Source organism: Pedobacter sp. PACM 27299, assembly GCF_001412655.1.
In the GTDB taxonomy this organism is placed as follows: domain Bacteria; phylum Bacteroidota; class Bacteroidia; order Sphingobacteriales; family Sphingobacteriaceae; genus Pedobacter.
The window spans coordinates 3,055,261-3,080,133 of sequence record NZ_CP012996.1; the positions used below are offsets into that span (position 1 = coordinate 3,055,261).

General features: G+C 36.6%; 31 protein-coding genes. 29 read left to right on the forward strand and 2 right to left on the reverse strand.

The window, feature by feature from the left end; all coding sequences use genetic code 11:
* The first annotated feature begins 103 nt into the window (after positions 1-103).
* The 27 genes from AQ505_RS12835 (at position 104) to AQ505_RS12960 (ending at position 21,327) form a co-directional block, all read left to right on the forward strand.
* Positions 104-961, forward strand: a complete 858-nt coding sequence (locus tag AQ505_RS12835; RefSeq protein WP_062548553.1) for an RteC domain-containing protein — start codon at positions 104-106, stop codon at positions 959-961.
* A gap of 132 nt (positions 962-1,093) precedes the next feature.
* The gene (locus tag AQ505_RS12840; RefSeq protein ID WP_062548554.1) at positions 1,094-1,612 is read left to right on the forward strand and encodes a hypothetical protein; all 519 of its coding nucleotides are present in this window, start codon (positions 1,094-1,096) and stop codon (positions 1,610-1,612) included.
* 55 nt (positions 1,613-1,667) lie between these two features.
* Positions 1,668-2,000 carry a DUF4134 domain-containing protein gene (locus AQ505_RS12845; RefSeq protein WP_062548555.1) on the forward strand — a complete coding sequence of 111 codons (333 nt, stop codon included), beginning with the start codon at positions 1,668-1,670 and terminating at the stop codon, positions 1,998-2,000.
* Positions 2,001-2,002: 2 nt separating this feature from the next.
* A complete protein-coding gene (locus AQ505_RS12850) occupies positions 2,003-2,323 on the forward strand; it encodes a DUF4133 domain-containing protein (protein WP_062548556.1) in 321 nt (106 codons plus the stop codon).
* A gap of 1 nt (position 2,324) precedes the next feature.
* Entirely contained in the window at positions 2,325-4,793 is a 2,469-nt protein-coding gene (locus AQ505_RS12855; RefSeq protein ID WP_062548557.1) for a TraG family conjugative transposon ATPase, read from the forward strand.
* Positions 4,794-4,877: 84 nt separating this feature from the next.
* Positions 4,878-5,579 (forward strand): hypothetical protein, encoded by a 702-nt coding sequence (locus AQ505_RS12860; RefSeq protein ID WP_062548558.1) that lies wholly within the window; start codon positions 4,878-4,880, stop codon positions 5,577-5,579.
* Positions 5,563-6,216, forward strand: a complete 654-nt coding sequence (locus AQ505_RS12865; protein ID WP_082461524.1) for a hypothetical protein — start codon at positions 5,563-5,565, stop codon at positions 6,214-6,216. Before AQ505_RS12860 ends, AQ505_RS12865 begins: the two co-directional genes overlap by 17 nt.
* Positions 6,203-6,838 (forward strand): hypothetical protein, encoded by a 636-nt coding sequence (locus tag AQ505_RS12870; RefSeq protein WP_062548559.1) that lies wholly within the window; start codon positions 6,203-6,205, stop codon positions 6,836-6,838. Before AQ505_RS12865 ends, AQ505_RS12870 begins: the two co-directional genes overlap by 14 nt.
* A gap of 10 nt (positions 6,839-6,848) precedes the next feature.
* Positions 6,849-8,039, forward strand: coding sequence for a conjugative transposon protein TraJ (gene traJ, locus AQ505_RS12875; protein ID WP_062548560.1), 1,191 nt, complete (start codon positions 6,849-6,851; stop codon positions 8,037-8,039).
* Between the two features lie 13 nt (positions 8,040-8,052).
* Positions 8,053-8,670, forward strand: a complete 618-nt coding sequence (gene traK / locus AQ505_RS12880; RefSeq protein ID WP_062548561.1) for a conjugative transposon protein TraK — start codon at positions 8,053-8,055, stop codon at positions 8,668-8,670.
* Between the two features lie 245 nt (positions 8,671-8,915).
* Positions 8,916-9,971 carry a conjugative transposon protein TraM gene (gene traM / locus AQ505_RS12890; RefSeq protein ID WP_062548563.1) on the forward strand — a complete coding sequence of 352 codons (1,056 nt, stop codon included), beginning with the start codon at positions 8,916-8,918 and terminating at the stop codon, positions 9,969-9,971.
* On the forward strand, positions 9,972-11,027 hold the full coding sequence (locus AQ505_RS12895) for a hypothetical protein (RefSeq protein WP_062548564.1): 1,056 nt from the start codon (positions 9,972-9,974) through the stop codon (positions 11,025-11,027).
* Between the two features lie 22 nt (positions 11,028-11,049).
* On the forward strand, positions 11,050-12,039 hold the full coding sequence (locus AQ505_RS12900; RefSeq protein ID WP_062548565.1) for a hypothetical protein: 990 nt from the start codon (positions 11,050-11,052) through the stop codon (positions 12,037-12,039).
* A gap of 62 nt (positions 12,040-12,101) precedes the next feature.
* A complete protein-coding gene (locus tag AQ505_RS12905) occupies positions 12,102-12,278 on the forward strand; it encodes a hypothetical protein (protein ID WP_062548566.1) in 177 nt (58 codons plus the stop codon).
* 553 nt (positions 12,279-12,831) lie between these two features.
* Positions 12,832-13,404, forward strand: coding sequence for a hypothetical protein (locus tag AQ505_RS12910; RefSeq protein ID WP_062548567.1), 573 nt, complete (start codon positions 12,832-12,834; stop codon positions 13,402-13,404).
* A gap of 59 nt (positions 13,405-13,463) precedes the next feature.
* On the forward strand, positions 13,464-13,637 hold the full coding sequence (locus tag AQ505_RS26370) for a hypothetical protein (RefSeq protein WP_157262347.1): 174 nt from the start codon (positions 13,464-13,466) through the stop codon (positions 13,635-13,637).
* 4 nt (positions 13,638-13,641) lie between these two features.
* Positions 13,642-14,115 carry a J domain-containing protein gene (locus AQ505_RS12915; protein WP_062548568.1) on the forward strand — a complete coding sequence of 158 codons (474 nt, stop codon included), beginning with the start codon at positions 13,642-13,644 and terminating at the stop codon, positions 14,113-14,115.
* Between the two features lie 40 nt (positions 14,116-14,155).
* A complete protein-coding gene (locus tag AQ505_RS12920) occupies positions 14,156-14,635 on the forward strand; it encodes a hypothetical protein (protein WP_062548569.1) in 480 nt (159 codons plus the stop codon).
* A gap of 45 nt (positions 14,636-14,680) precedes the next feature.
* Complete coding sequence (locus AQ505_RS12925) at positions 14,681-15,055, forward strand: hypothetical protein (RefSeq protein ID WP_062548570.1); 375 nt, start codon at positions 14,681-14,683, stop codon at positions 15,053-15,055.
* Between the two features lie 17 nt (positions 15,056-15,072).
* Positions 15,073-15,267, forward strand: a complete 195-nt coding sequence (locus AQ505_RS12930) for a hypothetical protein (RefSeq protein ID WP_062548571.1) — start codon at positions 15,073-15,075, stop codon at positions 15,265-15,267.
* A gap of 239 nt (positions 15,268-15,506) precedes the next feature.
* Positions 15,507-16,667 (forward strand): DNA polymerase IV, encoded by a 1,161-nt coding sequence (dinB, locus tag AQ505_RS12935; RefSeq protein WP_062548572.1) that lies wholly within the window; start codon positions 15,507-15,509, stop codon positions 16,665-16,667.
* Between the two features lie 4 nt (positions 16,668-16,671).
* Positions 16,672-17,253 (forward strand): PHP domain-containing protein, encoded by a 582-nt coding sequence (locus AQ505_RS26925; protein WP_231635091.1) that lies wholly within the window; start codon positions 16,672-16,674, stop codon positions 17,251-17,253.
* Positions 17,229-19,613 (forward strand): DNA polymerase III subunit alpha, encoded by a 2,385-nt coding sequence (dnaE, locus tag AQ505_RS12940; protein WP_231635092.1) that lies wholly within the window; start codon positions 17,229-17,231, stop codon positions 19,611-19,613. Before AQ505_RS26925 ends, dnaE begins: the two co-directional genes overlap by 25 nt.
* A 114-nt stretch (positions 19,614-19,727) precedes the next feature.
* The gene (locus AQ505_RS12945; RefSeq protein ID WP_062548573.1) at positions 19,728-19,982 is read left to right on the forward strand and encodes a hypothetical protein; all 255 of its coding nucleotides are present in this window, start codon (positions 19,728-19,730) and stop codon (positions 19,980-19,982) included.
* A gap of 7 nt (positions 19,983-19,989) precedes the next feature.
* Complete coding sequence (locus tag AQ505_RS12950; RefSeq protein WP_062548574.1) at positions 19,990-20,664, forward strand: SOS response-associated peptidase; 675 nt, start codon at positions 19,990-19,992, stop codon at positions 20,662-20,664.
* 104 nt (positions 20,665-20,768) lie between these two features.
* A complete protein-coding gene (locus tag AQ505_RS12955; RefSeq protein WP_062548575.1) occupies positions 20,769-21,053 on the forward strand; it encodes a hypothetical protein in 285 nt (94 codons plus the stop codon).
* Positions 21,054-21,144: 91 nt separating this feature from the next.
* Entirely contained in the window at positions 21,145-21,327 is a 183-nt protein-coding gene (locus tag AQ505_RS12960; protein ID WP_062548576.1) for a DUF3606 domain-containing protein, read from the forward strand.
* Positions 21,328-21,434: 107 nt separating this feature from the next.
* On the opposite strand, the gene ligD is transcribed toward AQ505_RS12960, so the two are convergent.
* Both ligD and AQ505_RS12970 read right to left on the reverse strand, forming a co-directional pair.
* On the reverse strand, positions 21,435-22,403 hold the full coding sequence (ligD, locus tag AQ505_RS12965) for a non-homologous end-joining DNA ligase (RefSeq protein WP_062548577.1): 969 nt from the start codon (positions 22,401-22,403) through the stop codon (positions 21,435-21,437).
* Between the two features lie 373 nt (positions 22,404-22,776).
* Positions 22,777-23,160, reverse strand: coding sequence for a hypothetical protein (locus AQ505_RS12970; protein WP_062548578.1), 384 nt, complete (start codon positions 23,158-23,160; stop codon positions 22,777-22,779).
* 508 nt (positions 23,161-23,668) lie between these two features.
* Between AQ505_RS12970 and AQ505_RS12975 the strand changes: the two genes are divergently transcribed.
* Both AQ505_RS12975 and AQ505_RS12980 read left to right on the forward strand, forming a co-directional pair.
* Positions 23,669-24,082 carry a hypothetical protein gene (locus AQ505_RS12975; RefSeq protein WP_062548579.1) on the forward strand — a complete coding sequence of 138 codons (414 nt, stop codon included), beginning with the start codon at positions 23,669-23,671 and terminating at the stop codon, positions 24,080-24,082.
* A gap of 300 nt (positions 24,083-24,382) precedes the next feature.
* Positions 24,383-24,856, forward strand: a complete 474-nt coding sequence (locus AQ505_RS12980; RefSeq protein WP_062548580.1) for a GNAT family N-acetyltransferase — start codon at positions 24,383-24,385, stop codon at positions 24,854-24,856.
* The last annotated feature ends 17 nt before the right edge of the window (positions 24,857-24,873 follow it).

Here is a 24,873-nt window from a genome sequence, read left to right on the forward strand (position 1 = left end):
TTAAGTTCCAATGTGACACTTTTGGGGTGTCATCTGTGTCACTTTCCAACTAGGTTAATTCTTTCCACTTTGGTTTTCTTTTTTAAATGTAAACTTATTAATTATGATCAAAGAAATTGCAGAAGACCTCTACAAAATGCAACGCATTGCACTGGATGAAATTGATAATTCGTCAGATCATTCGATCACAAGTCAACGAAAATTGCGTGTGCAAACAGCATCTACCTTTCTATCCCTATTGAAAGAAAAGGTGCTTGATTATTCATTTACTTCCCAGGAAGAAGAAATTAACTTTTTTAAAGTGATTAAGCCCAAATTCAGCAGCCTATTAATTTTCTATAGCAACGTTGAACGTTTAGAATTTGATAAACCAGAGGGTGGTTTGCTTCATTTAAAGGGTTATTATGAAAGTGAACTCAAAACCATTAAACGCTTTTTTGAAGGTAACAGGCAAATTTACGCCTATTACCGTTCTGAAGATTATTACCTAGACAGCCAATTATTTCTTCGTGGAGTTTCTGATACGCCACGGTGGTTATGTAAAGTTAGGGTAGATCAGGACGAAAGGTTCTCTACCGCTGGTGACTATATTTATGCCCGGATTATAGCAACCGAACAGATTGCCCGGTATCTTGAAGCAGCAATTGCAGGTGTTGATTTTCATCCTTTTTCAGGTGATGATATTGAAACAAAATGGACTGGTGAAAGTATTAATCTATTAGAAATGGCCTATGGAATTTATCAAACTGCCCAGGTTAATAATGGGAAAATAGGTCTTGCTGAGTTAGTGCGCAAGTTTGAAAAGGTTTTTAATGTAAATATAGGAAGGCCATATCGTAGGTTTTCGGAAATAAAACAGCGAAAACGGCTCAGTAGAACAAAGTATCTGGATGAAATGGTCAAATCAATTAATAAAAAGATAGACGACGACGATGCCTTTCGCCCGAATTTGAAAGGTTAAGTCCTGCTTGATTCATCCATATAACAGATTTATTTATGGTGACTACCTAAGTGGTTGTCAAGGAAGAATCTGTCACATGACAAAATTTGCTTTAAATCCTGGTAATGGTACTTCGGATTTAAAGCGAAAATTATGTTACAACAATTTACATGGCAACAATTTCTTGTTGCAACCCTGGTACTGACAATCGTCTGGTATATCGGTGTTATCCTGATCTATTATCCTAAACAATTAAAAGCTCTCCTGAATAGGAAGTCTACACCCGATGAAGAAGATCATCCACTTGATCACAAATGGGACAAAAACGTAGATGTACTTAGTGACGATGATGAACCTGAGCTTATGGGTAAATCCAAACTACCTGAAGGAATGTCCAAAGTGAGTATTGATGAGGTTTCTTTCCTCAGTGATGATGAGAAAGAGGAAAGGCTCGGTGTTGTTAGTGATGTTTTGGAAGAGATCAAAATCATATTCGGCATCCTTGCTAAGGAAGATGGTAATAAACACGATTTTTTAAACCTCATTTCTGCTATTCGGGAAAATTACCCAGGAATAGCTTCCAATCCCAATCTGCACCGCATTAACGAATTTATCATTGATCACGCGTCCTTTCATATCACTACAAAGGAGCTTGAAGATATCTGGTATTAATGCCTTCCGGATTTATTCCTTTAATCAATTCCAACATTAGCAAATGTAAAATCATATGGTCAATTCAAAAAAACAATATTTCGCAAAAACTCTGTTATTGGGCTTTACTCTCTGTATTTATAACTTATTGTATGCTTTTACCGTATCAGCCCAGAGCGGGAAAGCAGGTATACAAAAGGCCGCTGAAGAAGTAAAAGGATATTTTGATACTGGAGGTACATTAATGTACGCAATCGGAGCTGTGATGGGCATCATTGGTGCTGTCAAGGTTTTTAACAAATGGAACGCTGGAGAACCGGATACCAGCAAGGTGGCAGCCGCATGGTTTGGTTCATGTATTTTTCTTGTCATTGTCATCACGGTATTGAAATCCTTTTTCGGAGTCTGATCATGGCAAGCGTGTATCAAATTAACAAAGGCGTTTCCAAGCCGATCATGTTCAAAGGACTAAAGGCACAGTACATTGCATATTTAGCCATTGGCCTGGTATTATTACTGCTTGGCTTTGCTATCGGTTATATTCTAAAGGTTGGGTTGTTTATCCTTATGCCAGTAGTTGGCATATTAGGATCAGCACTTTTTTTCGCTGTTTTCCGTCTCAGCCACCGTTTCGGAGAACATGGCTTAATGAAGTTTCTTGCTAAAAGAAATTTACCTACCCACATCCAATTCCGATCCCGCAGACTTTTCACCCAACTTAAACAGCATTAATATGGTAGAAGCATCAAACATATTTCCGATCTGGAAAGTGGAAAATAACTGTATTCTTTCCATGCACGGCGACATCACTATTGTGTATAAAGCATCTTTGCCAGAGATTTTTACCCTTTCTGAACGGGATTATGAAACCTATCATCAGGCATTAACTAGGGCTATTAAACTCCTTCCGCAGCATAGCATTTTTCATAAACAAGATTGGTTTATAGCATCAAATTATAAGGCGGATTTTCAGAAGGACGATCAAAGTTTTCTAACCAAATCCAGCGAGAAATTCTTTAATGAAAGACCATTTCTGGAGCATGAGTGCTTTATCTATTTAACGAAGAAACCAGCAGGAAGAAAACTTTCCAGCTCTGTTTACAATAATATCTTGCGCAAGACCATAGTGCCTGTTCAAACCATTGATCCTGTTTTGATTGGGGATTTTTTGGATGCAGCAGGCCAGTTCGAAAGTGTTTTAAAAGATAGCGGGTTTGTGTCCCTACAAAGGCTTAATGACGATGAGCTTGCGGGTACAGCTAATAAAGCGGGCATCATCGAACGTTACTGTTTTTTATTGGCCAAGGAACAAATGCCAGTAATTCGTGATGTGCATATCAAAGATGGCATTCATGTGGGTGACAAAAAAGTAGAAGTCTATTCTCTTTCAGACACCGAAGACCTGCCTGCCTTATGTGGAAGTCGTATAAATTATGATAAGTATTCTACTGATCGTACCAAATTTAGTATCGGTTTTGCCAGTCCATTGGGGGCGCTATTAAACTGTAATCACATCCTTAATCAATATGTGTTTATCGAAGATGCGCAGAAAACTATTAAACGATTGGAGTCAAAAAAACTAAGACTTCAATCCTTATCAGCCTATTCGCGGGAAAATTCGATCAACCGTAACGCTACCAATGACTTTTTAAATGAAGCTATTGCTTCGGGCAGATTGCCTGTAAAAGCTCATTTTAATGTGATGGCTTGGTCTGACAATCAGGCAAAGGCAAAGGATTTAAAAAATCTTGTCTCTTCAGCAATGGCTCAAATGGATGCAGTTGCAAAACAGGAAACCGACGGACAACCACAAATATGGTTTGCAGGATTGCCAGGAAATGAAGCAGATTTTCCCATGAACGACACATTCGACACGTTTTTAGAACAATCTACCTGCTTCTTTAATCTGGAAACCAACTACAGATCATCAGTTAGTCAATATGGTATTCGGTTTGGTGATCGCCTTACCGGAAATCCTATAAACGTTGATATCAGTAATGAGCCGTTCGATCTTGGTTGGATTAATAACCGATCAAAATTTTGCTTGGGTGCAAGCGGTTCGGGAAAGAGTTTTCTACTCAATCATATGCTTAGAAGCTATTATGAACAAGGTTCTCACGTGGTAGTGATGGACATTGGACACAGCTACAGGGGGCTATGTGAATTAGTAGGAGGATATTATTTTACGTATACAGAGGAAGATCCGATAAAATTTAACCCTTTCTATTTAGCAGACGGGGAGGTGATGGATACCGAGAAACGGGAGAGCATTAAAACACTTCTCTTGGCACTTTGGAAAAAAGATGATGAACCTTATCGCCGTTCTGAATATGTCGCCATATCCAATGCCTTAACTCTTTATCTAGCTCATTTAGAAAAGAACCCAGATATATTCCCCTGCTTCAATAGCTTCTATGAGTACTTAATGTTCGAGTATATGCAGGTGCTAGAGAACGGAAAAGTTAAAGAGAAAGATTTTGACATTGGTAATTTCCTGTATGTTCTCAATCCCTACTATAAAGGTGGTGAATTTGATTACCTGCTCAATGCAACCGAGAACCTGGATATGCTTCACGAAAGATTCATTGTCTTTGAACTGGACAATTTGAAGGAGCATCCCATTTTATTTGGCGTGACCGTTATGGTCATCATGGAGCTTGTGATCTCCAAGATGCGTAAGCTTAAAGGTATCCGCAAAATAATGCTCATTGAGGAATGTTGGAAAGCGATCATAAAACCCGGAACTGCTGAATATATCCGCTATTTATTCAAAACCATGCGGAAGTTCTATGGGGAGCCAATTGTGGTGACTCAGGAGATTGAAGATATCATCAGCTCGCCAATTGTGAAAAACGCAATCATTAATAATAGTGATTGTAAAATCTTATTGGATCAAAGTAAATACGAGAACAAATTTGAGATTATCCAAGAGTTACTTGGCTTAACCGACAAGGAAAAGGCACAGGTATTATCACTCAATAAAGCAAATGATCCTGCCAGGAAGTATAAGGAGGTTTTTATCTCGTTGGGTAATGGCCATTCAAAAGTCTACCGCACTGAAGTCTCTATTGAAGAATATCTAGCCTACAGTACCGAAGAAAGAGAAAAACTATTGGTACATGAATATGCTGCAAAGTATGGGGGCATTCTTAAAGGAATAGGGATTCTAGCACAGGAGATTAGGGATGGAAAACGTATTTGATTTCTAAAATCAGATTTATCAGATCTTAATGAACAGGTGTTGGCTTGTCTGTCAGCATACATATAAAAAACAAAATTGATAACCATGAAAATTATAAAACTTATGAAGAAGTATATGGTCATCCTACCTATCAGTACAATGACATTATTTGTTGCTTTGCCGCAAAATGCAGATGCTCAAATAGCGGTTGTTGAAGTGATTAAGGCTGGAGTAAAAAAAGTAATTAAAGCAGTTGATCTTAAAATTCAGCGCTTGCAGAATCAAACTATTTGGCTTCAAAATGCCCAAAAGGTGTTAGAAAATCAACTTTCCAAATTAAAACTAACTGAGATCGCTGACTGGACGACAAAACAGAAAAACCTTTACAGTGAGTATTACGATGAGCTTTGGAAAATTAAATCTTCTATTGCTTATTACAAAAGAATCAAAGACCTCACTCAAAAACAGGTTGCGATTGTGGACGAGTATAAGTGGGCGTGGAACCTATTCCGACAGGATAAGCATTTTAATGCTGAGGAATTAAATCATATGGAAAAGGTGTATTCCGGCATACTGGATGAAAGTATCAAAAACCTAGATCAAATATTGATGGTAATCAGCTCATTCAAAACACAAATGTCTGATGCTGAAAGACTCGAAGTCATCAATAGGGCAGCCGATCAGATGGACGATAATTACAACGACCTCAAACAGTTTAATACTGGAAATATAACCTTAAGTATTCAGCGTGCTACCTCGTTGGACGAAACCGCTCAATTAAAAGAAATATATGGAATTGAAAAATAACCTCTGGAAAATCTCAGTTTCAGTTGCCCTGATCATGCTGATTACTGTTCAATTAAGCCAAGGCCAGACCTTTGGTGAGTTTTTTAACCAGAAAAAGACACAAAAGAGATATCTACTGGAACAGATAGCCGCATTACAAGTTTATATAGGATACGCTAAAAAAGGATATGATATTGCGAGTTCGGGACTCCAGACGGTCAGGGACATTACCAGCGGTGAGTTTAATCTGCATTCGGGTTTCATTAACTCTCTTAAATTGGTCAGCCCTGCGGTTCGTAAAAATTACAAAGTCATTGAAATTATTGACTATCAAATCCGTATCAGCAAAGCCTTTGCGTCGGTAAAATATAATGATCTGCTCTCTCTGCCTAATCAATCTTATGTTGGGGATGTTCAATCTCAGGTTATTTTGGATTGTGGAAATGATCTGGAAGAATTGCTTTTAATTATTACTTCCGGTAAGATAAAAATGAGGGATGAAGAAAGATTAAAGCGGCTGGATAAATTATATGATTCTATGATTGACAAATATGCCTTTACAATGGATTTTATTGGACAGGTAAACACCCTTATAAGGCAATCAGAGCAACAACAATTATGGATCAATCAGCTTAGGAGGAATTATGAAATTAATTAAATCCAATCTCAAAATATTGCTTTTGCTGATCTTTTGCCTGATAGGATCACAAAGCCGTGCACAATCTACTGAAGTACAACAGCTCCTTTTGAACGTAGAGAAATTAAGCCAGCTAAAAAATATCCTCAGTGATATGAAAAAGGGATATTCTATTGTTTCAGGTGGTTATAATGCCATTAGAAATATTTCTCAGGGCAACTTCTCTTTACACGAGGTTTTTCTTGACGGACTGATGCTGGTAAGCCCCGAAGTAAAAAAATACCGTAGAGTAGTCGATATTATAACCTATCAAAAGCGTATCCTTTCAGAATATAAGAGTGCTTTCACGCAGTTCAAAAGCACCAATAATTTCAACCCCTTGGAAATTGAGTATTTAGGTAGGGTTTACAAGCAACTATTTGATCAGAGTATGGAAAACCTTGATCAACTGACAATGATCATCACCTCTTCAAAATTAAGAATGAGTGATGATGAACGTCTGCGAGCAATCGATAAAATATTTTTAGAAACAGAAGATAAGCTCATTTTCTTGCGAAATTTCAATAGCCAGGCACTTTCACTTTCGCTTCAGCGCGAATCTCAAAGAAAAGACATTGCCGGGACTCTGGATTTATACCCTTAAACCTAACATTATGAAAAACACAATAGTATTTACCGTTGTGATCGTATCACTTTTATTGCCTTTTAGCTCAATGGCTCAGGGAGTAGGTGAGTATGTAGGCGGTTTACAAAAAGTCTTAGATGGGGTTTATTATGAAATGATCCCACTATGTTCTGATCTTACCTCTATGGCCAGGGGGATAGCTGGATTTGGTGCCATCTTTTATATTGGTAATCGTGTGTGGCGCAACATTGCGAACGCCGAGGCAATAGACTTTTATCCTTTAATGCGTCCTTTCGCTCTTGGTCTTGCTATTCTTCTTTATCCGTCTGTTCTCGGTGTAATGAATGGGATACTTAATCCTACAATCTCAGCCACAGCTTCTATGGTAGAAAAGAGCGATGTTACTATAAAAGCTCTCTTAAAGCGAAAAGAACTCGAATTGAAAAAAACCGATAAATGGAAGTTTCTTGTAGGGGAAGATGGATTTGGAGATCGGAAAGAATGGTACAAGTATACCCATCCCGATGACAAGAAGGGCGACAAAGAGGGGTGGTTAGCTTCTATTGGGAATAATATGCGGTTTTGGCTTGATAAGCAAGATTACAAAATGCGACAAGGATTTAAGACTTTTTTAAGTGAGGTTTTACAAGTGGTTTATTATGCTGCCTCGCTTTGCCTCAACACAATCAGGACTTTTATGCTCATTGTTCTTGCCATTCTTGGCCCGTTTGTATTGGGGTTTTCAGTTTTTGACGGCCTCAACCATACGTTATCTGTTTGGATCGCCAGATACATTAATATTTTCTTATGGCTTCCTATAGCTAACATCTTTGGGGCAATCTTAGGTAAAATACAGCAAAATATGATCAAGCTGGATATTGCTGAAGTACAAAAATCTGGAGATACTTCATTTAGTAGTGCGGATACAGCATACCTGGTATTTTTGATCATTGGGATAGCCGGATATCTATGTGTTCCAACTGTAGCCAACTTTATTATACATGCAGGAGGTGGAAATTCAATTTTAACAAAAGTTAATTCCATTGCTGGTACATCTATAAATATGGGGCAGAGTGTCGGTGCAAGAAGTTTAGCTGGAGCCAGTGCAGGAGCAGGAATGATCGTTGACCGTTTTGACGATGCAAGGAGAAATCTTGCTAATGGAATGGCCGAAGCATCAGGGCAGGATTACTTTAAAGACAAACTTTCAGGCAAATAACTAAATCCAAATTATGTTCAGCCAATTCAGGAATATCGACACTGCTTTCAAACACATTAAAAGATTCAGTATCTTTTTAATAATTGCAAATGCAATTACTATCTGCTTTACCATCTATAACAATAACCGAATTATTGATAAAGCATATCAAAAGATATTTGTATTGTATAATGGTAAAGTACTCGAAGCAGTAGCTTCAGATAGAAAGAGCAATCTACCAGTAGAGCTGCGGGATCACGTCAAGACATTTCATCATTATTTTTTTGATCTAAGTCCCGACGATAAAGCAATTCGGGCATCAATCAATAAATCCCTTTACCTAGCCGATGAATCAGCTAAAAAGCAGTATGACAATTTGCGGGAATCTGGTTATTATAATAATCTCATTTCTGCTAACATTAGCCAGGAAATTACACCGGATAGCATCAAACTGGATGTAAACGTATATCCCTATCAATTTACTTGTTATGCTACCCAAAAGTTAAGGAGGTCTAGCGGTACGACGCTTCGTAAGCTATTAACCCAAGGTTTTATTGACGATATCAAAAATCAGACAGATGATAATCCACACGGCTTTCTAATCCGAAATTGGGAGATTCTGGAAAACAGGGACTTACCCCCTAAACTTTAAATTATGAAATTTTTTAAAAGAACTAAACGGCCTGTACAACAGAAGCTACTCAGTGAACAAATTTCTAGCAAGGTAATTGGTAAACAGCGACAATGGGCTAATTTTTTAAACAGCAAAACCAGTATGTTAAATAGTAAGACCCTGTTATTTGCTTTAATCATATTCATAGCAACCTTCGGTTCATACTGCCTTTACCTCATTGTTAGTGCTTTTCATAAATAAATTCTTAACCATAAATAGACTATATGGAAACTAAAAAACGAATGACCACAGGAAAAATATTACTATTTCTCCCGGTTTTGATTATCCTTTTACTTGCTTTTACATTTTCCTACTTAGGCGGTGGTAAAAGTGCTGCCGGCCTTAACCAGCAAAAAGTTAAAGCTGGAATGAATACCAATTTACCTGATGCAAATATTAACAAGGACGAACCCAAGGACAAATTAGGCTTCTACGACTTGGCTGATAACGATTCTTCTGGTCATAATAAATCTGGTAGTATTCAGGACGTTGGAGGACGCTTGGGATTTACCGCTGAATCAACCCAGCCGCAGACTAAAGAAATTAATGCAAAACTCGAAGCATTGAACAAAGAAATTAATAAGCCTGTAGAAACTGGTTACAAATCGAGTTCATTTCAGCAAGGTGTACAGGGATCATCGATTAAAAATGATGTTGATCGGTTGGAAAACCTAATGAAGACCATGCAGAACAATAAAACCGAAGATCCTGAAATGACCCAGCTTAATGGACTAATGCAAAATATACTGGATATTCAGCATCCTGAGCGTGTTCAGCAGAAATACAAAAATCAGCCTGTTTTTACTGACAGTATTTTTAAAGCTATTCCAGCGACAATTGCTGACAATAAAAAAGCTGTACAAGGAGCTACCGTTAGAGTCATCCTGCAAGATACGATGAGTATAAACGGTATGGTAATCCCAAAAGGTCATGCACTTTTTGGAGCTTGTCAGATTGTTAATCAGCGTTTATTACTGGATATCAAGCTAATTCGGTTGGGTACTTCTATTATCCCAGTAAACCTTTCGGTATATAGCTTGGATGGGATGATTGGTATTGATGCCCCTGAAGCTATGTTTGGCGATGCACTTAACGGTGGGGCTGATAATGCGATTCGGGGAATAGGATTTGGTTTTGACCAAACGCTGGTAACGCAAGTTGCAGGAGCTGGAATAGAAGCTGCAAAAGGTTTGATGAACAAGAAATTGCGAAATGTCAAGGTAAAGCTCCATGCAGGCAAAGCTATCCTCTTACGTAATAACGATTTAAAAGTACGTTAAATGGCCAGCCAGATTAACCGGGCTGAGCAGCTCTGGAAAAATTGGGAAGAACACCAACAAGCAATTTCCGAACTCACTGGAATAACTGACAATAAAGATACCCTAAGATTTAAGTATGATTTTCTCACAAAAGGTGCATACCGGATAAGCGTTAATCCTTCCGATAAAGAAAAGTTGTTTTTGAAGGTCATTAAAACCGTGACCCATAATCTTCAAAAAAAGCTATACCCAAATTTAATCGTTAGACTCTTTATTCGTGCCAAGTCTTTATTAATTGATAAGCCAGGCCACTTAAGAATGTTCGAAAAAACTAGTACTGAAAATCTGGAGTCATTACAAGCGGAATTGAAAAAGGCCGAACTCAGTTCATTCACGGGTAAACTAGATAACAAACTAGATTTTGAAAGCCCTAAAATTGATGTCGAATCCTTAAACAAATTAAATGACAACAGTAAGTTAAAGGTTAACATCCATTTAGAAAAAGACAGATTTGGTAGTTATCACTACAATGGCTTTACAGCAACTTTGATACCTGAAAATGGGGAATCCATCACCTGCAAGTTTCCAATTGAAAATAACATTAGTGTAATTGAAGCAGTTAATCTATTGCAGGGCAGACCTGTTTACAAGGATTATGAAAACTCGGATGGTACTATAAGTCAGCGTTGGGTTCAAGTTGATACTAAAGAGAAAACATTTAATGGTGAAAGTCAATTGATTAGCTATTCTCCTTTATATGATTTTGATCTGAAAAAAGAAATCATCGCGCATGCGGATAAGCTCAATTGTTTTGGGTTAACCAAGGAAAGCATCCGCAAGGGTTTAGAACAGGGGAGTACAATAGCATTTGAAATTCCAGATAAAGGTAAATTTTATCTGAATGCTGATCCTGCTCATAAAACTTTGAATTTCTTTGACCAGGATAAAAAACCAATCAGCTTTACTTCAATAGTCGAGAAAATTAAAGAGCCAGAAAAACAAGCTCAAAACAAATTTAAGCTACTCATCAAATTACAGGACATCTCATCAAGGCAAAGCCTTGCGATGATCCGTTAAATCAATTTTAACATAAAAAGATATGAATTTAAACAATTTGGAAAACCTCAAAGAGGAGTTAAGAAAGTTAGGTTTCAGTGAAATGCTAGTGTCTGACATGGAAGAAAAAATGAAAACTGGTGTACCGGAATTTAAGTTGAAGGAAGGTATCCATATTACCGAAAAAGGGTATGTGACCTTTGACCTTCCCTTTAAACAATCTAGCCAGTCCGATTATTACTTTTTGAATAAATATGATATTTCCTTTCACAAAGGTCAACCGCTGGAGGAGGGTAAGAGTTTCTTTGTGACATTGCCGGAAAAGGATGGAAAGCAACAATTCAAAAAGGTAGGCGATCGGGCAGATGCTATAGCCCTTTTTAAAGAACAAGAAGGGAATAGTAAATTATCAGTGGGCGAAACTTTTCAAAAAAGCGGGTTACTTGCCAGTATGGAAAAAGGTAAAATTAATTTTATTGATAGGACATTCGCTACCGCTTTTCGTACCCCGCCTATTACCGAGACTATCCGTTTAGACAGGGGCAAAGGTTTCACAAAAGAACAATCTGCTAATTTAATTCAGGGAAGAACCATTTATCGGGATGATATGCTTGATGCCAGTCGAGGTGAAACGTATAAAGCATGGATCAAATTTGATATGGAATCCGGGAAAAAAAATGGGCACTATCAATTTTCTGCATGGCGAGATCCTAATTATGGTTTTGATCTCAGTAAAAAACTCGATGAGTTTAATATTAAAGAACTTGAAAAACCAGAAAACAGGAAAGAGCTGGAAGATTCTTTGAAACAAGGAAACCGGGTTTTGGTGACCGTAGAAAAAGAAGGTAAAGCCATCAAAGTCTTTATTGAGCCTGTACCCAGGTTTTATAATCTAAACTTCTTCTCAGAATCAGGTATGTATGAAAAACGGGAACAGTTCCTGAAAGAGCCCGTAAATCTTAAAGCAGATTTAACAGCTAAAAATCTATCTAAGAATAAGGAGCAGGATAAGGCGATGAGCATCGGCCGTTAAAGTTGGAGTCGATCTGATTAAACGAAATTGTTATAATTATTGATCCATTTAAATTTACAAGCATGGAAAATTTCAAAGCATTAAAAGAATTGATATTATCCTTAGAAAAGGATGCTAACGCTTTCTTTACAAAAGGTAATAAGACCGCAGGAACCAGGTTACGTATTGCTTTACAAAAGAGTAAATCTTTGGCACAGGACATTAGAAATGAAGTTTCTGCAAAAAAGAACTCCAAATAAGCAACACTTACCATTTATGGCCTGACTGGAAGCAGTCAGGCTTTTTTATTTACCGCTCATTCTCCTTCCCCTTTTTTCATTTCACAAATTTCAATCATGCTTATTCCTCCACAGTTTGCAATGAAGTTGATCTTGCAACATAGCGTGTTTCCATTGCGCTGTTTTCTTTTCCCGGTTAATTAAGCTCGTCTTAAGCGCCTTAAGTCAGGGAAAAATTTCCCCCAACCTTTTGAGATACAAAGGTCTGAACAATACCCCATTTCTAAAAGACTGAACCCTTCGGGTTTGCAAAAAAAAATCTTCCTCTCCTTCGGAGAGCGTATTTTTTTCTGACAAAGTCTTGTAGAAATGGGGTATTGATTAAGGCGCGGGTGATAACAAAAGGCCAGGAGGCTACCGCCGACTGATTTTTCTAACCCGTAGTACCATGAATACAAAAAAAGGCAGAAGCCCCCCACAGAAAAACACCGAGCTGATACAGCTCTCGCAAATTTTACCGCCTTAACCGGGCAAAGCAATCATTTTTTTATCAATCATTTTTAAAAATATTATCATGAAAACTACAGCAAAAAACACCGCAACAACAGGAAAAGTAAACAATGATGCCGTTACCGAAAAAACAGCCATTCGCCCTTCCTTGTCATCGAAAGAAAGTGCAATTGTACCTAACAAAGATTTTGACAATGTGGAGACCCCTCAAAATCCACTGATGGTTATAGTTGAAGAACAGCCAAAAAAACAAGATGACCAGGTAGCGTATAATACCGAAGTTCCTAAAGAAACATCTAAAGTAGAGATCAAAGAGGATATGCAGGAAAATAAACCCGCACGTAATTTAGATTCTACTGTAGAACTTGTTTTAATTCTAAACCGCCGGATCGGTCAACGGGGCAAACTGATAGAAACCATTGATAACCTAAAAGCCTTTGAAATTATACAACAGGATGATGCCGAGGAAACAGGAACTAATCATTTTCAAGGTTGCGAACTAACAATTAGAGACGATGAAGGCCGGAAATTTACAACAAAAAACTCCTTTATAATTCGTGCTGTAGCAACAACTGTTTACGATTTGTGCACTGAAAAATTGGGTGAAATTGAAAGCGAAATCTTTATTCCCGCTTAGTTATTTACCGCCCTTGCAGGGTGCAGGGGCGTTACTTCATTCATTTAAATTTCCTGATTATGAAAAAGTACACTTTGTTTTTAGTTGTTCGCGTTGAAGTCGAAACCACGGCAGATAACCTGTTTAAAGCTATTACAGAACTGGAAAGCCAAACGAGCTATAAAATTGGAAGTACTGAAAATGTAAAGGTTTTGGAAACTCAGATTCTTGAAACGGTAATCCCTAATTCTTAAAGTTATGAAATGGTTTAACGAATGTAAGACACTGGACGAGGTCAAAGCAACTTATAAAAAGTTAGCTAAACAGCACCACCCTGATTTAGGAGGTGATACAGTAACCATGCAGGAGATCAACAAAGAATATGCTTTTGCGTGTGCGAAGGTAATTAAGGGCGCTAATTTTTCGGATGAAAAAACGGAACAGGAAATCAAATTTTCTGAGGAATACCGTGTGGCCCTTGAAAAGGTCATTCATTTGGAGGATGTCAATATTGAATTGGTAGGCTTTTGGATTTGGGTTACTGGAAATACGTATCCTGTGAAAGCTATACTAAAAGATGCGGGTTTTTTCTTTGCTTCCAAAAAATTAGCGTGGTACTTCCGTACTGGAGAATATCAGGTTTCTAGCCGTGGCGAGAAATCTCTTGATGAAATCCGATCAAAATATGGCTCTGAGGTCTTAAAAGCTGATAAACGTCGAAAAATAGCTTAATGTTTAACCGGGGGAGCAATCCCCCATAAAATCTATTATTATGAGATTTATATCCGAAAGCCCTGAATCTAGATATAGCATTATAAGCTATAACGGGTTAAATATATTCTTAGATACGAATGATTTTTCTAGTGAATCAATTCAAAAAGCTCAGAGCTTTTGCGCTCTCCATAGTTATGCTAAGACAAGGACAAACGCTGTTTATTTTTTGCGAGGCACAACAAAACAGGTTGATTATGATAAAATTCTAGTTGGAATCTTAGAAGCTGAAACCTTACCAATTCAATTAAATGAGATTGTTCATTGCCTAACATTTTGGAATCAAGAAGGGGAGGACTGTTTTCAAATAAATGGTAAGGATGGTCAAACTTACTCTGAATTTATACTAAAATGTATACTGTCAGATTGCCAGGTATTTGTTGAGCCTTATTCCGAGCTATTTATAACAGGTAGAGGTGGGGATCATGTTTGGGTGAGTCATAAAGATTGTGACCAGCTAATTATGATCATTCACTTTTAATCCATTAATACGCAACCGGGGAGCATCCCCATAAACCCTATTATTATGAAAGCACTAAATGAATATACCAATACAGATAAAGCAAAATTGTTGCATGGATTTTTTCCGCAAGAAATCCCGAAACTACTAAACGCCATCGAAGCGTTTTGTGTTGATTTCAGAGAGAACAAAGAAGCCCATAGAGAAGCTTGGAAGAACGGTTTTTTAGCGTTCGATTTTTGGTTTAGCCTTTCTGAAGAAACTGCAAATTTGATCAAACAGTATCGTGTTGACATGCTCAAAAGCAGTAGCGTATTCGCTAATCAGCTTTGCTATAGCTACACTTGCCTTTTTTTGAATGACCGTATTATAAAGTATGCGGACAAGATTAGCCATAACGAAAAGTTCAAAATTGCCGTAGAATTATTGTATAAGCTTTAACCTTAAAAATTAAGATTATGACACTCATTATAAATGATATGTATGATAACTTAATCCAAATAACCGATTTGGATCAAGCCATAGAACAAGTAAAAGGATATAGGATCTTTCTGGAAAATGATGTAAATGACCCTCAAAAAGAGGTCGATTTGGACTGTATAGCCTATTGGGATGATATTTATAAAAAATTAACTCAAATAGCTACTTTGTAAAATTTAACATCAAGAATTGCTCCTTATATCTAAATGATAGATATAAGGGGCTTTTGCGCATTCGCCTTAAGAGCTTATAATTGAATCATCGATAGGAGGTAACAAATACCTTAGATATTTCTTTAGAAAATATTATTCCTACTACTGGTAATAAAATCCTTTTAGTTACTAAAAATCTGAGAAAATATTTGATAATGCTAAAAATATTAGCATAACTTTGTTGTTCTAAATCTTACATTATGGACAACAATAGACACAATATCATCCATATGGATCAGGATGCTTTTTTTGTTTCTGTAGAAGTCCGTAAAGACCCAACGTTAGCTGGAAAGCCCGTTATAATTGGTGGGACTTCTGATAGAGGAGTTGTCGCCTCATGCAGTTATGAAGCAAGAAAATATGGGGTACATTCGGCTATGCCATCAAAAATGGCCAAACAATTATGCCCACACGCCATTTTTGTAAAAGGCAACATGGATGCGTATTCTAAGGCTTCTCTTGAAATCACAGATATCATACGTGAAATGGTGCCGCTGTTTGAAAAGGCTAGTATAGATGAGCATTATATAGATATGACAGGAATGGATCGGTTTTATGGATGCATGCAATATGCCCATGAAATACGTGAGAAGATCATCAAGGAGCTTCATTTGCCGATTTCTTTTGGTCTTTCTGTCAATAAAACTGTAGCTAAAATGGCTACAAATGAGTGTAAGCCAGCAGGTGAAAAAAATGTTATTCAGGCTGATGTGCAACCCTTTCTTAACCCGTTGTCTATTCGCAAAATTCCAGGATTAGGTGAAAAGACCTTTATCAAGTTGAGTGACATGGGCATAAAGAAAATATATACACTTTCGCAAGTCCATCCGGAACAAATGCAAAAGCTACTTGGTAAAAATGGTTTATCTCTGCTTGAAAAGTCAAAAGGAATTGACAATTCCCCAGTTATTCCCTATGTAGAACAAAAATCTATCGGCACACAATGTACATTCAAAGCTGATACCATCGACGTTAACCTACTCAATAATCTGCTTACTTCTATGGTTATTGACATAGCATATCAACTGCGTGAGAAAAAAAAATTAACCGCCTGCATAACCGTTACAATAAGGTATTCCAATTTTGAGGATGTAACCAAGCAGGCAACTATCCCTTATACTTCGCTAGATAGCGTCTTAATAGAAAAAGCTAAAGACCTGTTTCGGCAGGTTTATCAAAAAAGAATGTTATTACGTCTGATTGGTGTACGTTTTTCTAACCTGGTTACAGGGTTTGAGCAAATTGATTTATATAGCGAGTCAAATGAGCAATATGATTTAGTCCAGGCATTGGATAAAATCAAACGCAGATTTGGTCAAAAAGCAGTAACCAGAGCTTCAATAATGGACTTAGATATTTAAAATTATGTACCTGAACATCCATTCTCAGTATAGTCTTCGATATGGCACAATGTCAATCGGAAAATTGGTGGACGAGGCCATAGCGCGTGGAATCAATCAAATGGTACTCACTGATATCAATAACTCCACGGGAATAATGCAGTTTATTCGTAAATGCCGTGAAAAGGGAGTTAAACCAATAGGAGGGATAGAATTTCGCAAGGATAACAGATTACTTTATATCGGGATAGCCAGGAGTAAGGAAGGAATGCGGCAGCTCAACGAATTTCTTTCTTATCATAATCTGGAACAAAAGGAATTACCCGATGAAGCTCCTTATCTATCTGAAGCCTATTTTGTTTATCCTTTTGGGTATAAAGTTGAATTAAAAAAGAATCATTTTTGGGGCATTCGGTATGATCAATTGCATACGCTTTATGGCCAGGATTTAAAAGAACTTAGACCAAAATTATTGGCTTTACAACCCGTTGTGTTTGCCGAGCGCATAGAATACAGGTTACATGAGTATCTCAGGGGGATTGACCTAAATTCCTTATTAACAATGGTTGCTCCCGAAGACAAGTGCCGGAAACCGATCATTTCTTAAAACCGGGCGAACTGGAAGAGAAGTTTTCTAAGTATAGTTTTATACTGGATAATACCCGCAACCTGATGAATCAGTGTGAAATGGACTATCCAGCGGGTAAGATGAAATTAAACCGCAAGACTTTTACTGGTAATAAAAAAGATGATCAGGAGCTGCTGACTAAGTTGGCATTAGAGGGAATGGTGTACCGTTATGGAAACAACAATAAAAAGGCACTGAAGAAAGTAAAGGATGAACTCAAAGTAATCTTTGATTTAGATTTTTGCGCTTATTTTCTGATTACTTGGGATATTATCCGGTATTCAATGGCGCAAGGCTATTACCATGTTGGCAGGGGATCGGGTGCTAATAGTACAGTAGCTTATTGTCTACGGATTACTGATGTTGATCCCATTGAGCTTAGTTTGTATTTTGAACGGTTCCTAAATGCGCAACGTACGAGTCCCCCGGATTTTGATATTGATTATTCGTGGGATCAGCGGGAAGACGTACAGGACTATATATTTAAGAGATATGGCAGAGAAAACACTGCCTTATTAGGTACAATGTCTACTTTTAAGGATAGATCAATTATCCGTGAAATTGGAAAAGTAATGGGACTGCCTAAATCAGAAATTGATGGCTTCACTGATCCAACTAAAGCTTTAGAGAATAGAGATAATCCCACCTTTAAAAAGATCATGGCTATTTATAGCCTTATGGCTGATATGCCCAACCAAAGAAGTATTCATGCGGGCGGGGTTCTGGTATCGGAAGAACCGATTACTTATTATACTGCTCTTGATTTACCACCTAAAGGAATGGCTACAGTACAGTGGGATATGTACGAAGCTGAACTAATTGGTTATGATAAATACGATATTTTAAGCCAGCGTGGTATCGGTCATATCAAAGAAGCCGTCAAACTGGTAGAAGAAAATCAAAAGGTAAGGCTGGATATACACCAGGTCAAAGACTTTATGAAAGACGATAGGTTAAATGATCAGCTTAAATCAGGTGATACGATTGGATGCTTTTACATTGAATCTCCTGCGATGCGTCAATTGCTTACAAAACTAAAGTGTGATAATTATTTAACGTTGGTCGCCGCCAGTTCTATTATCCGCCCCGGTGTAGCGCAATCGGGTATGATGAAGACCTACATTCAGAATTATCATAGTCCTGACACAGTAAAGTACCTTCATCCGGTCATGGAAGAACAACTTAAAGAAACCTATGGGGTTATGGTTTACCAAGAAGACGTGATTAAAGTTTGTATTCATTATGGGGGAATGGACGGTACAGATGCAGATGTTTTAAGGCGTGGAATGAGTGGTAAATATCGATCCCGCGCAGAATTTGATAAACTGGTGCAAAAGTTTCATGAGGGTGCTGCATCATTGGGCAGACCGGTAGAGGTTACAAATGAAGTGTGGCGGCAGGTTTCTTCATTTGCAGGTTATAGTTTCTCAAAAGCACATTCGGCAAGTTTTGCGGTAGAGAGTTATCAGAGCCTTTATTTGAAGACTTATTACCCCATAGAGTTTATGGTTGGCGTATTGAATAATTATGGCGGTTTTTATACAAGATGGTTGTATATCCATGAACTCCGTAAAGCTGGTGCCCATGTTAATTTGCCCTGTGTAAATAAAAGTTCGGCTGTAGTGTCAATTTCTGGAACTGATGCCTATCTAGGTTTAATAGGGGTACAGGGCTTAGAAAACAAATTTATTGAGTTTATACCTATTGAACGTATACAGAATGGTGATTTTCTAGATTTAGAAGATTTTGTAAAAAGAACGGCTATTGGACTAGAGCAAGCGATAATTTTAATCCGGGTGGGTGCTCTTAGATTCACAGGGAAAAGCAAAAAGGCATTATTGTGGGATATACATATGTTGCTCGGTGGCAAAGTAAAACCCCGGAATGATTCAGAACTCTTTATTTTAGAGCCCAAAAATTACACTTTGCCTGAATTGGTGAATACAAGTTTTGAAGATGCTTACCATGAATTGGAGCTTTTAGGTTTCCCTATCACTTTATCTATGTTTGACTTGCTGAAAACACAATACAGAGGGGATTTGAGGACGAATGATTTGATACAATATCTTGGCCAGACTGTTAAAATGGTAGGTTTATATGTATGTGAAAAAACTGTACATACAAAGAATAATAAAAAGATGTGGTTTGGAACATTCTTAGACGCTGATGGGAACTTTTTTGATACCACGCATTTTCCAAATTCGACTCCAACATATCCATTTAGGGGGACGGGCTGTTATTTAATTCTTGGTAAAGTAGTCCAGGAATTTGGATTTCCTAGCGTTGAGGTCATCAAGTTTGCAAAACTTCCTATCATTGGAAACCCGGTAATGGACTAGTTTTTTTACATGGTGGTACTCAAACCATTGATTTTTAGGGTTTGAGTTCTGTTTTTTTGTAAAAAGGCTTAATTCTTGTTATATTAAGATAGTTGAAAATTGATTCAAACGGCTATGAAAGAGAAAGAAGATTCATTTACCATAGAGGTAGACTTATTGGAAGGAGCAGAAAGCTTGAAATTACTTGTCATTCCAACATTAAGTGAAGAAGATACATACCCCACGACTAGTTATTTAACAGTTTTAGATGGTGTAACCTTTGCAATAGTCGAGCACGTAGAGGATACAAAATGGCGAATGGTTGAAGGAGCCATTGATCAGCAGGCTATCGATAAAATTGGACGGGCAATAGACGAACATACTTTATAATAAAATTATGTGTGGAAGAACAGTATTTGCTGGAAGTGAGGAAATTGTAAAAGAACTAGGGGTTGTTTATAAGGGTGATCCCGTTCCAGACAATTTAAATGCCCCGCCAGGTGCTTTAGTGCCGATAATTTCAAGTCAAAACCCTAATGAACTACAATATTTTTTATGGAGCTTATTAGCGAAATATAACACTACAGGTAAGCCCGATTATAAGTACCACACATTCAACGCTAGATTTGATAAATTATATACATCCAAGATGTGGAGTAAACTAATTGAAACACAGACATGTGTATTTATTACAACTGGTTTTTACGAATGGCAAAAGCTTGACAAAGATGATCCAAAAACAAAAAAGCAGATTCATTTCATCAAAGAGAAAGGCCAAAATTTAACCTTTATGGCAGGGTTGTATGATGTTTGGAAAAACCGCTTAACAGGAGAGCTTGTCCCAAATTGTGCTATGATCACCCATGATGCTAATGAATATATGCTAGACATACATGATCGGATGCCAGCTTTTATTGAGCGAGAGAAGGTTAATCATTGGTTGGACATTTCAATATCGCCAACAGAAAGATTAAAGCTTATAGATCCAGTTAATAACGATTTTTTAGAATCATTTAAAATGGAAAAAGTTGGTAATGTGGAAGAGTTTCAGAAGATTAGTCTTTTCTGTTAATGATTAAAAGAGATAGGAGTTTTTTGTGTGTCAATCATTTGATTATTAGTGAGGTAGGATGTGTATGCATACCTAAAAGGCATAAAATTTGTTGTGGATAAAATATGACTATAGATGTAAATTTACTTGATGACGAAGCAAAAAATGACATTGCTTGCGACTGGTACTTTTTGAACCTTCAGCTCAATAGTTATTGGGGATCATATGCAGGAGACTTAAGTAATGAGGTGATTGAGTCAGGCTTAAAATTAAAAGCTATTCTGGAGGCGGGAAATTACTCCAAAAGGGAACCAATGAACGTGTATGTCGATAGTGATAAATTTTTTGATGTGTGGCTGGACGATGAAAATCAAATACAAACCAAAGATCTATATACCGAGGATATGTAATTTTTCCAGGATGTCTCTTTCATGAAAAGTCACAAAATGAAAACCTAGTCTAATTTCCATTGTTTAATAGATTTACCTTAAACTTAGACACATGGCAACAAAAGGATCAAAAGTTGAACGGACATCCGTTAATTCTTCACAACCGTATGAATTGAAATACTTAGCAGATAAGCTAGGAGTAAGTATTCAGGCAATCACAGGAGCTAAAAGAGCAACAGGTTCAAATGATAGAAGTGATATAGAAAAGTATATTAAAGGGAAAAAAGCAAAATAGTATAATGAATCTCCTGATAATAATCGCATTACTACAGCGTTTAATATTCGAGAGCGTTAATTTAGATAGGCGGTGAAGAGTCGGAGGACTGTTCACCGCTTTCTTTTTTATTTACCATTTGTATCTTTAGGTATCTCTCTGACAACATCTTTTGGTTTCTTGTCGTATCTAAAACCTAAAAAGGTTGCTGGTTTCCGTATTCGTCCTGATTTTGTCCAGGTGGCAAATTCGAAATTTGCTACAAGCTGCGGTTTAACCCAATGGGTAAGGGCACCTTTTGTATCGAGTACCTCATTTACAAAAGGAGATTTGTCTGTTTCTATAGCCTTTAATTTTTCCAAAATGCCAGGCATATCTTTTAGTTTGTAACCCCCACCTGACCTGCCGATCCATGTGAATTTTCCATCTTCATAAGCTCCAAAAAGTAACGATTTGAAGGATCGGGTCTTATCTGAATCTGCCCAACCACCTATCACAAATTCTTGTCTTTTGCGGGTTGGAATTTTTAACCATGCTGATCCTCTACCGCCAGGCATATAAGAGCTATCCTTTTCTTTGGCTATAATCCCTTCTAAATCCAAATTGAGCGTCTTTTGATACAGTTCTTTACCGTCATCATAGCTTTCACTAAATTTTAGCACAGGATTTTTAGCTATAAGGGATTTCAATAAATCTTTTCTCTTTATCAAAGGCATATCTAATAAATCATGCCCATCTAACCATAATAAGTCAAAGACACAATATTGGATAGGGGATTTGTGCCCATTGTATAATTGTATTGCATCAAAATCGGGTTTACCTTCACTAGTAAATATAACTACTTCACCGTCGATAATAATGTCATGTTCTAATAATTTTAGAGCCTTTTCAATAGGTGGGTATCTTTTTGTGTAATCTAACCCACTTCGCGAGTTCATTCTCACTTTGCCATTATCAACTTTAGAAATAACTCGGTAACCATCCCATTTTAACTCAAATAGGTAATTAGAATCAATTGGAGGGGCTTGAACTAGCGTACACAGCATTGGAGAAATATGCTCCGGCATTTCAACCTTATTGTTTTTTCTTTTTAGCATGATAGTTGTCGATAAAAGTCGTAGATTATGGTATTAACAATCTCCTTTAAAGGTTGTTTTATACTCCTTTATATTATCTAGATTGAAATAACAGGTTTATTACTGAAGGCTATATAACTAATATAAAATACGAGTTTAAAAGACTATTTATAAAACATGACTTCAGCTATGATTTGAACAAAAATTGTATATTTGAACAAAACAGAAAAGGCGACCTTTTGGAAGGGTCGCCCTAATACCTTTTGGAAGGGTGTTAATTGGAAGCTAAAACTCTACTATACATTCAGTTTTGGAGGCTGAATTTTCCTCAGTAGGATAGTTCATTCAACGTTCTGTGGTAACTAAACCATAAAGCCTGTTCGCCCAGGCTTTTTCATTTTAAAAGGGAATATAAATTATCCTTTCCAATTTTATGTTCATTCAAGACCTTATTGTCTACTAGTTTTTTAATTGTTTCATTAATTGATATTTTAAGTTGCTTTTGTGGAAGATGTTCACCTAATATTATTAGATATTTTATAATATTATCAACAGTTGCACTTCCAAGATGTCCTAACGCAAAACTCACTTTCTCGGACATTATTGCATTAATAGGGTAATCATAAACTCCCAATGTCATATTGTTTACAAGCTTGTTTAGAAGCGTTATGTCCTTTGGCATAGCTAATTCTATAGCCAAATCAAGCTTCTCGATCTCTTTCAGAAGTGATGCTTTTATCTGTAGGAGGTGTAAAAAGAGTTTTGCTTCCGTTTCCATCGATACAAATGTAACATAATCATTACATATAATAAAATTATTTGTTTCATTTTGCTGAATATTTTCGAAAAATAGCGTCTAATTGTGTTTAAAGACGGTTTTAATGTAATATTGTTGTTATTTTTTTTGTTTATTGTATTTTTATAAGACAAAAGTTAAATGATTCAAAGAAAAAAAATGTTACATTAAGTAAAATGAGAAGGCAAATCCTTAGGAATCAATAATTAATCTAATGGAAAAACAGAAATACCAAATTGGTTAAGAAAATGTGATGCTGAGGGAAGTTGGTGGAAAACGATTACCTCTCTTTGAAATCGAAATAATTGGGTTTGAATTAAATAATGATAAGCCTATAGAATTAGGTATCAAAAAGAAGGAAATGCCACGTTCTGGATTGATGACGTAGAAGAAATTCGTTTGATTTCTATGCTAGAGATTGCTAATCAGGTTAATTCGATATAATTTAAATGAGTTTACTTATCGTATCATTGTTTAACAAGAAAAAAATATGGAAAGATTAGAAAAATTGAAGGAACTAAAATCTGAGTTTAAGAAATTGAAGGAAGATTCAATGGTGACCAGGTTCAAAGGATTCAACCAAACATTAACAGTTGACGAAGACTTCAGTTTAAATGAAGCCATTAAGCAATTATCAAATTTGTCAATCAAAATCGAGAATTTGTCGGGTAAATATGCAGTTGAATATATAGGCGAACTATATGATTGGAAAACAAACACATTTTATGCCAGCCAACCGGCCACTGATTGCCTAATTCTGGATACCATATGTATTATTGATACACAGAATGAAGTGGGTACAGATATCAGCGGAGATAAACTTATTTTACGTAAAGAAATAGAAGACTATCTGTGCCTTACCAAGTATTCAAATTTCAAAATCCTTAGTATTAAGAATATCTAGTAGGTTAAATTTCTAATTAGAAATACGGTAAAAAGCTATATTCTTGAACTATGATATCAACTACAATATCTTTGGACTAATGGAAAAAAGCAATAGCCATCATTTTGACTTAAAACTCACTATTTTTGCATTATGACTTAACTTAACGTAGTTATAGATTCTAATCAACTTAAAAAGGATTTAGCCTTAAATTAAACTAGACTTGATTTTTCTTAAATTGATTAGACCAATTTATTATTAAAAGAGACTGTAAATTGAACTGCCAGCTCTTGACTGAGTATATTAAAAAAATATCAATTCATGATTAATCCCTTAAAAGCATTGCAGTCTTTTCAACTCGAACTTTCGCGTGGAAATTTAAAATTACAACCTGGAATAATTTTTCCGGATCTTTTCCTGCATAGTGATATGTTAGGTAATAACAATTTTCGATTAACATACGTCCAACTTGAAAATTCAATTGTGACATCATTTGTAAATTTTGTGACTTGTCCACCAATTGAAAATACTGCATGTTTACAAATGGGATACGCTGTTCCTGTTGAATACCGTAATCAAGGTAGGGCTAAGAAAGCCATTGAAATGGCTTTAACAGAAATGAAGTTTGGTTATCAAAAAGCTGGTGTTGTAGCATTTTATGTTGAGGCTATTGTTGAACAAGGGAACAAGCCATCGATACGTGTTGCAGAACAAACTATTTCTAAAACTCCACTCTTGATCATCGATCAGTTCTCAAATAAACGTTCCTTACAATATCTACGAAAAATGAAATAAAAAGTCCTTTTTGCTCT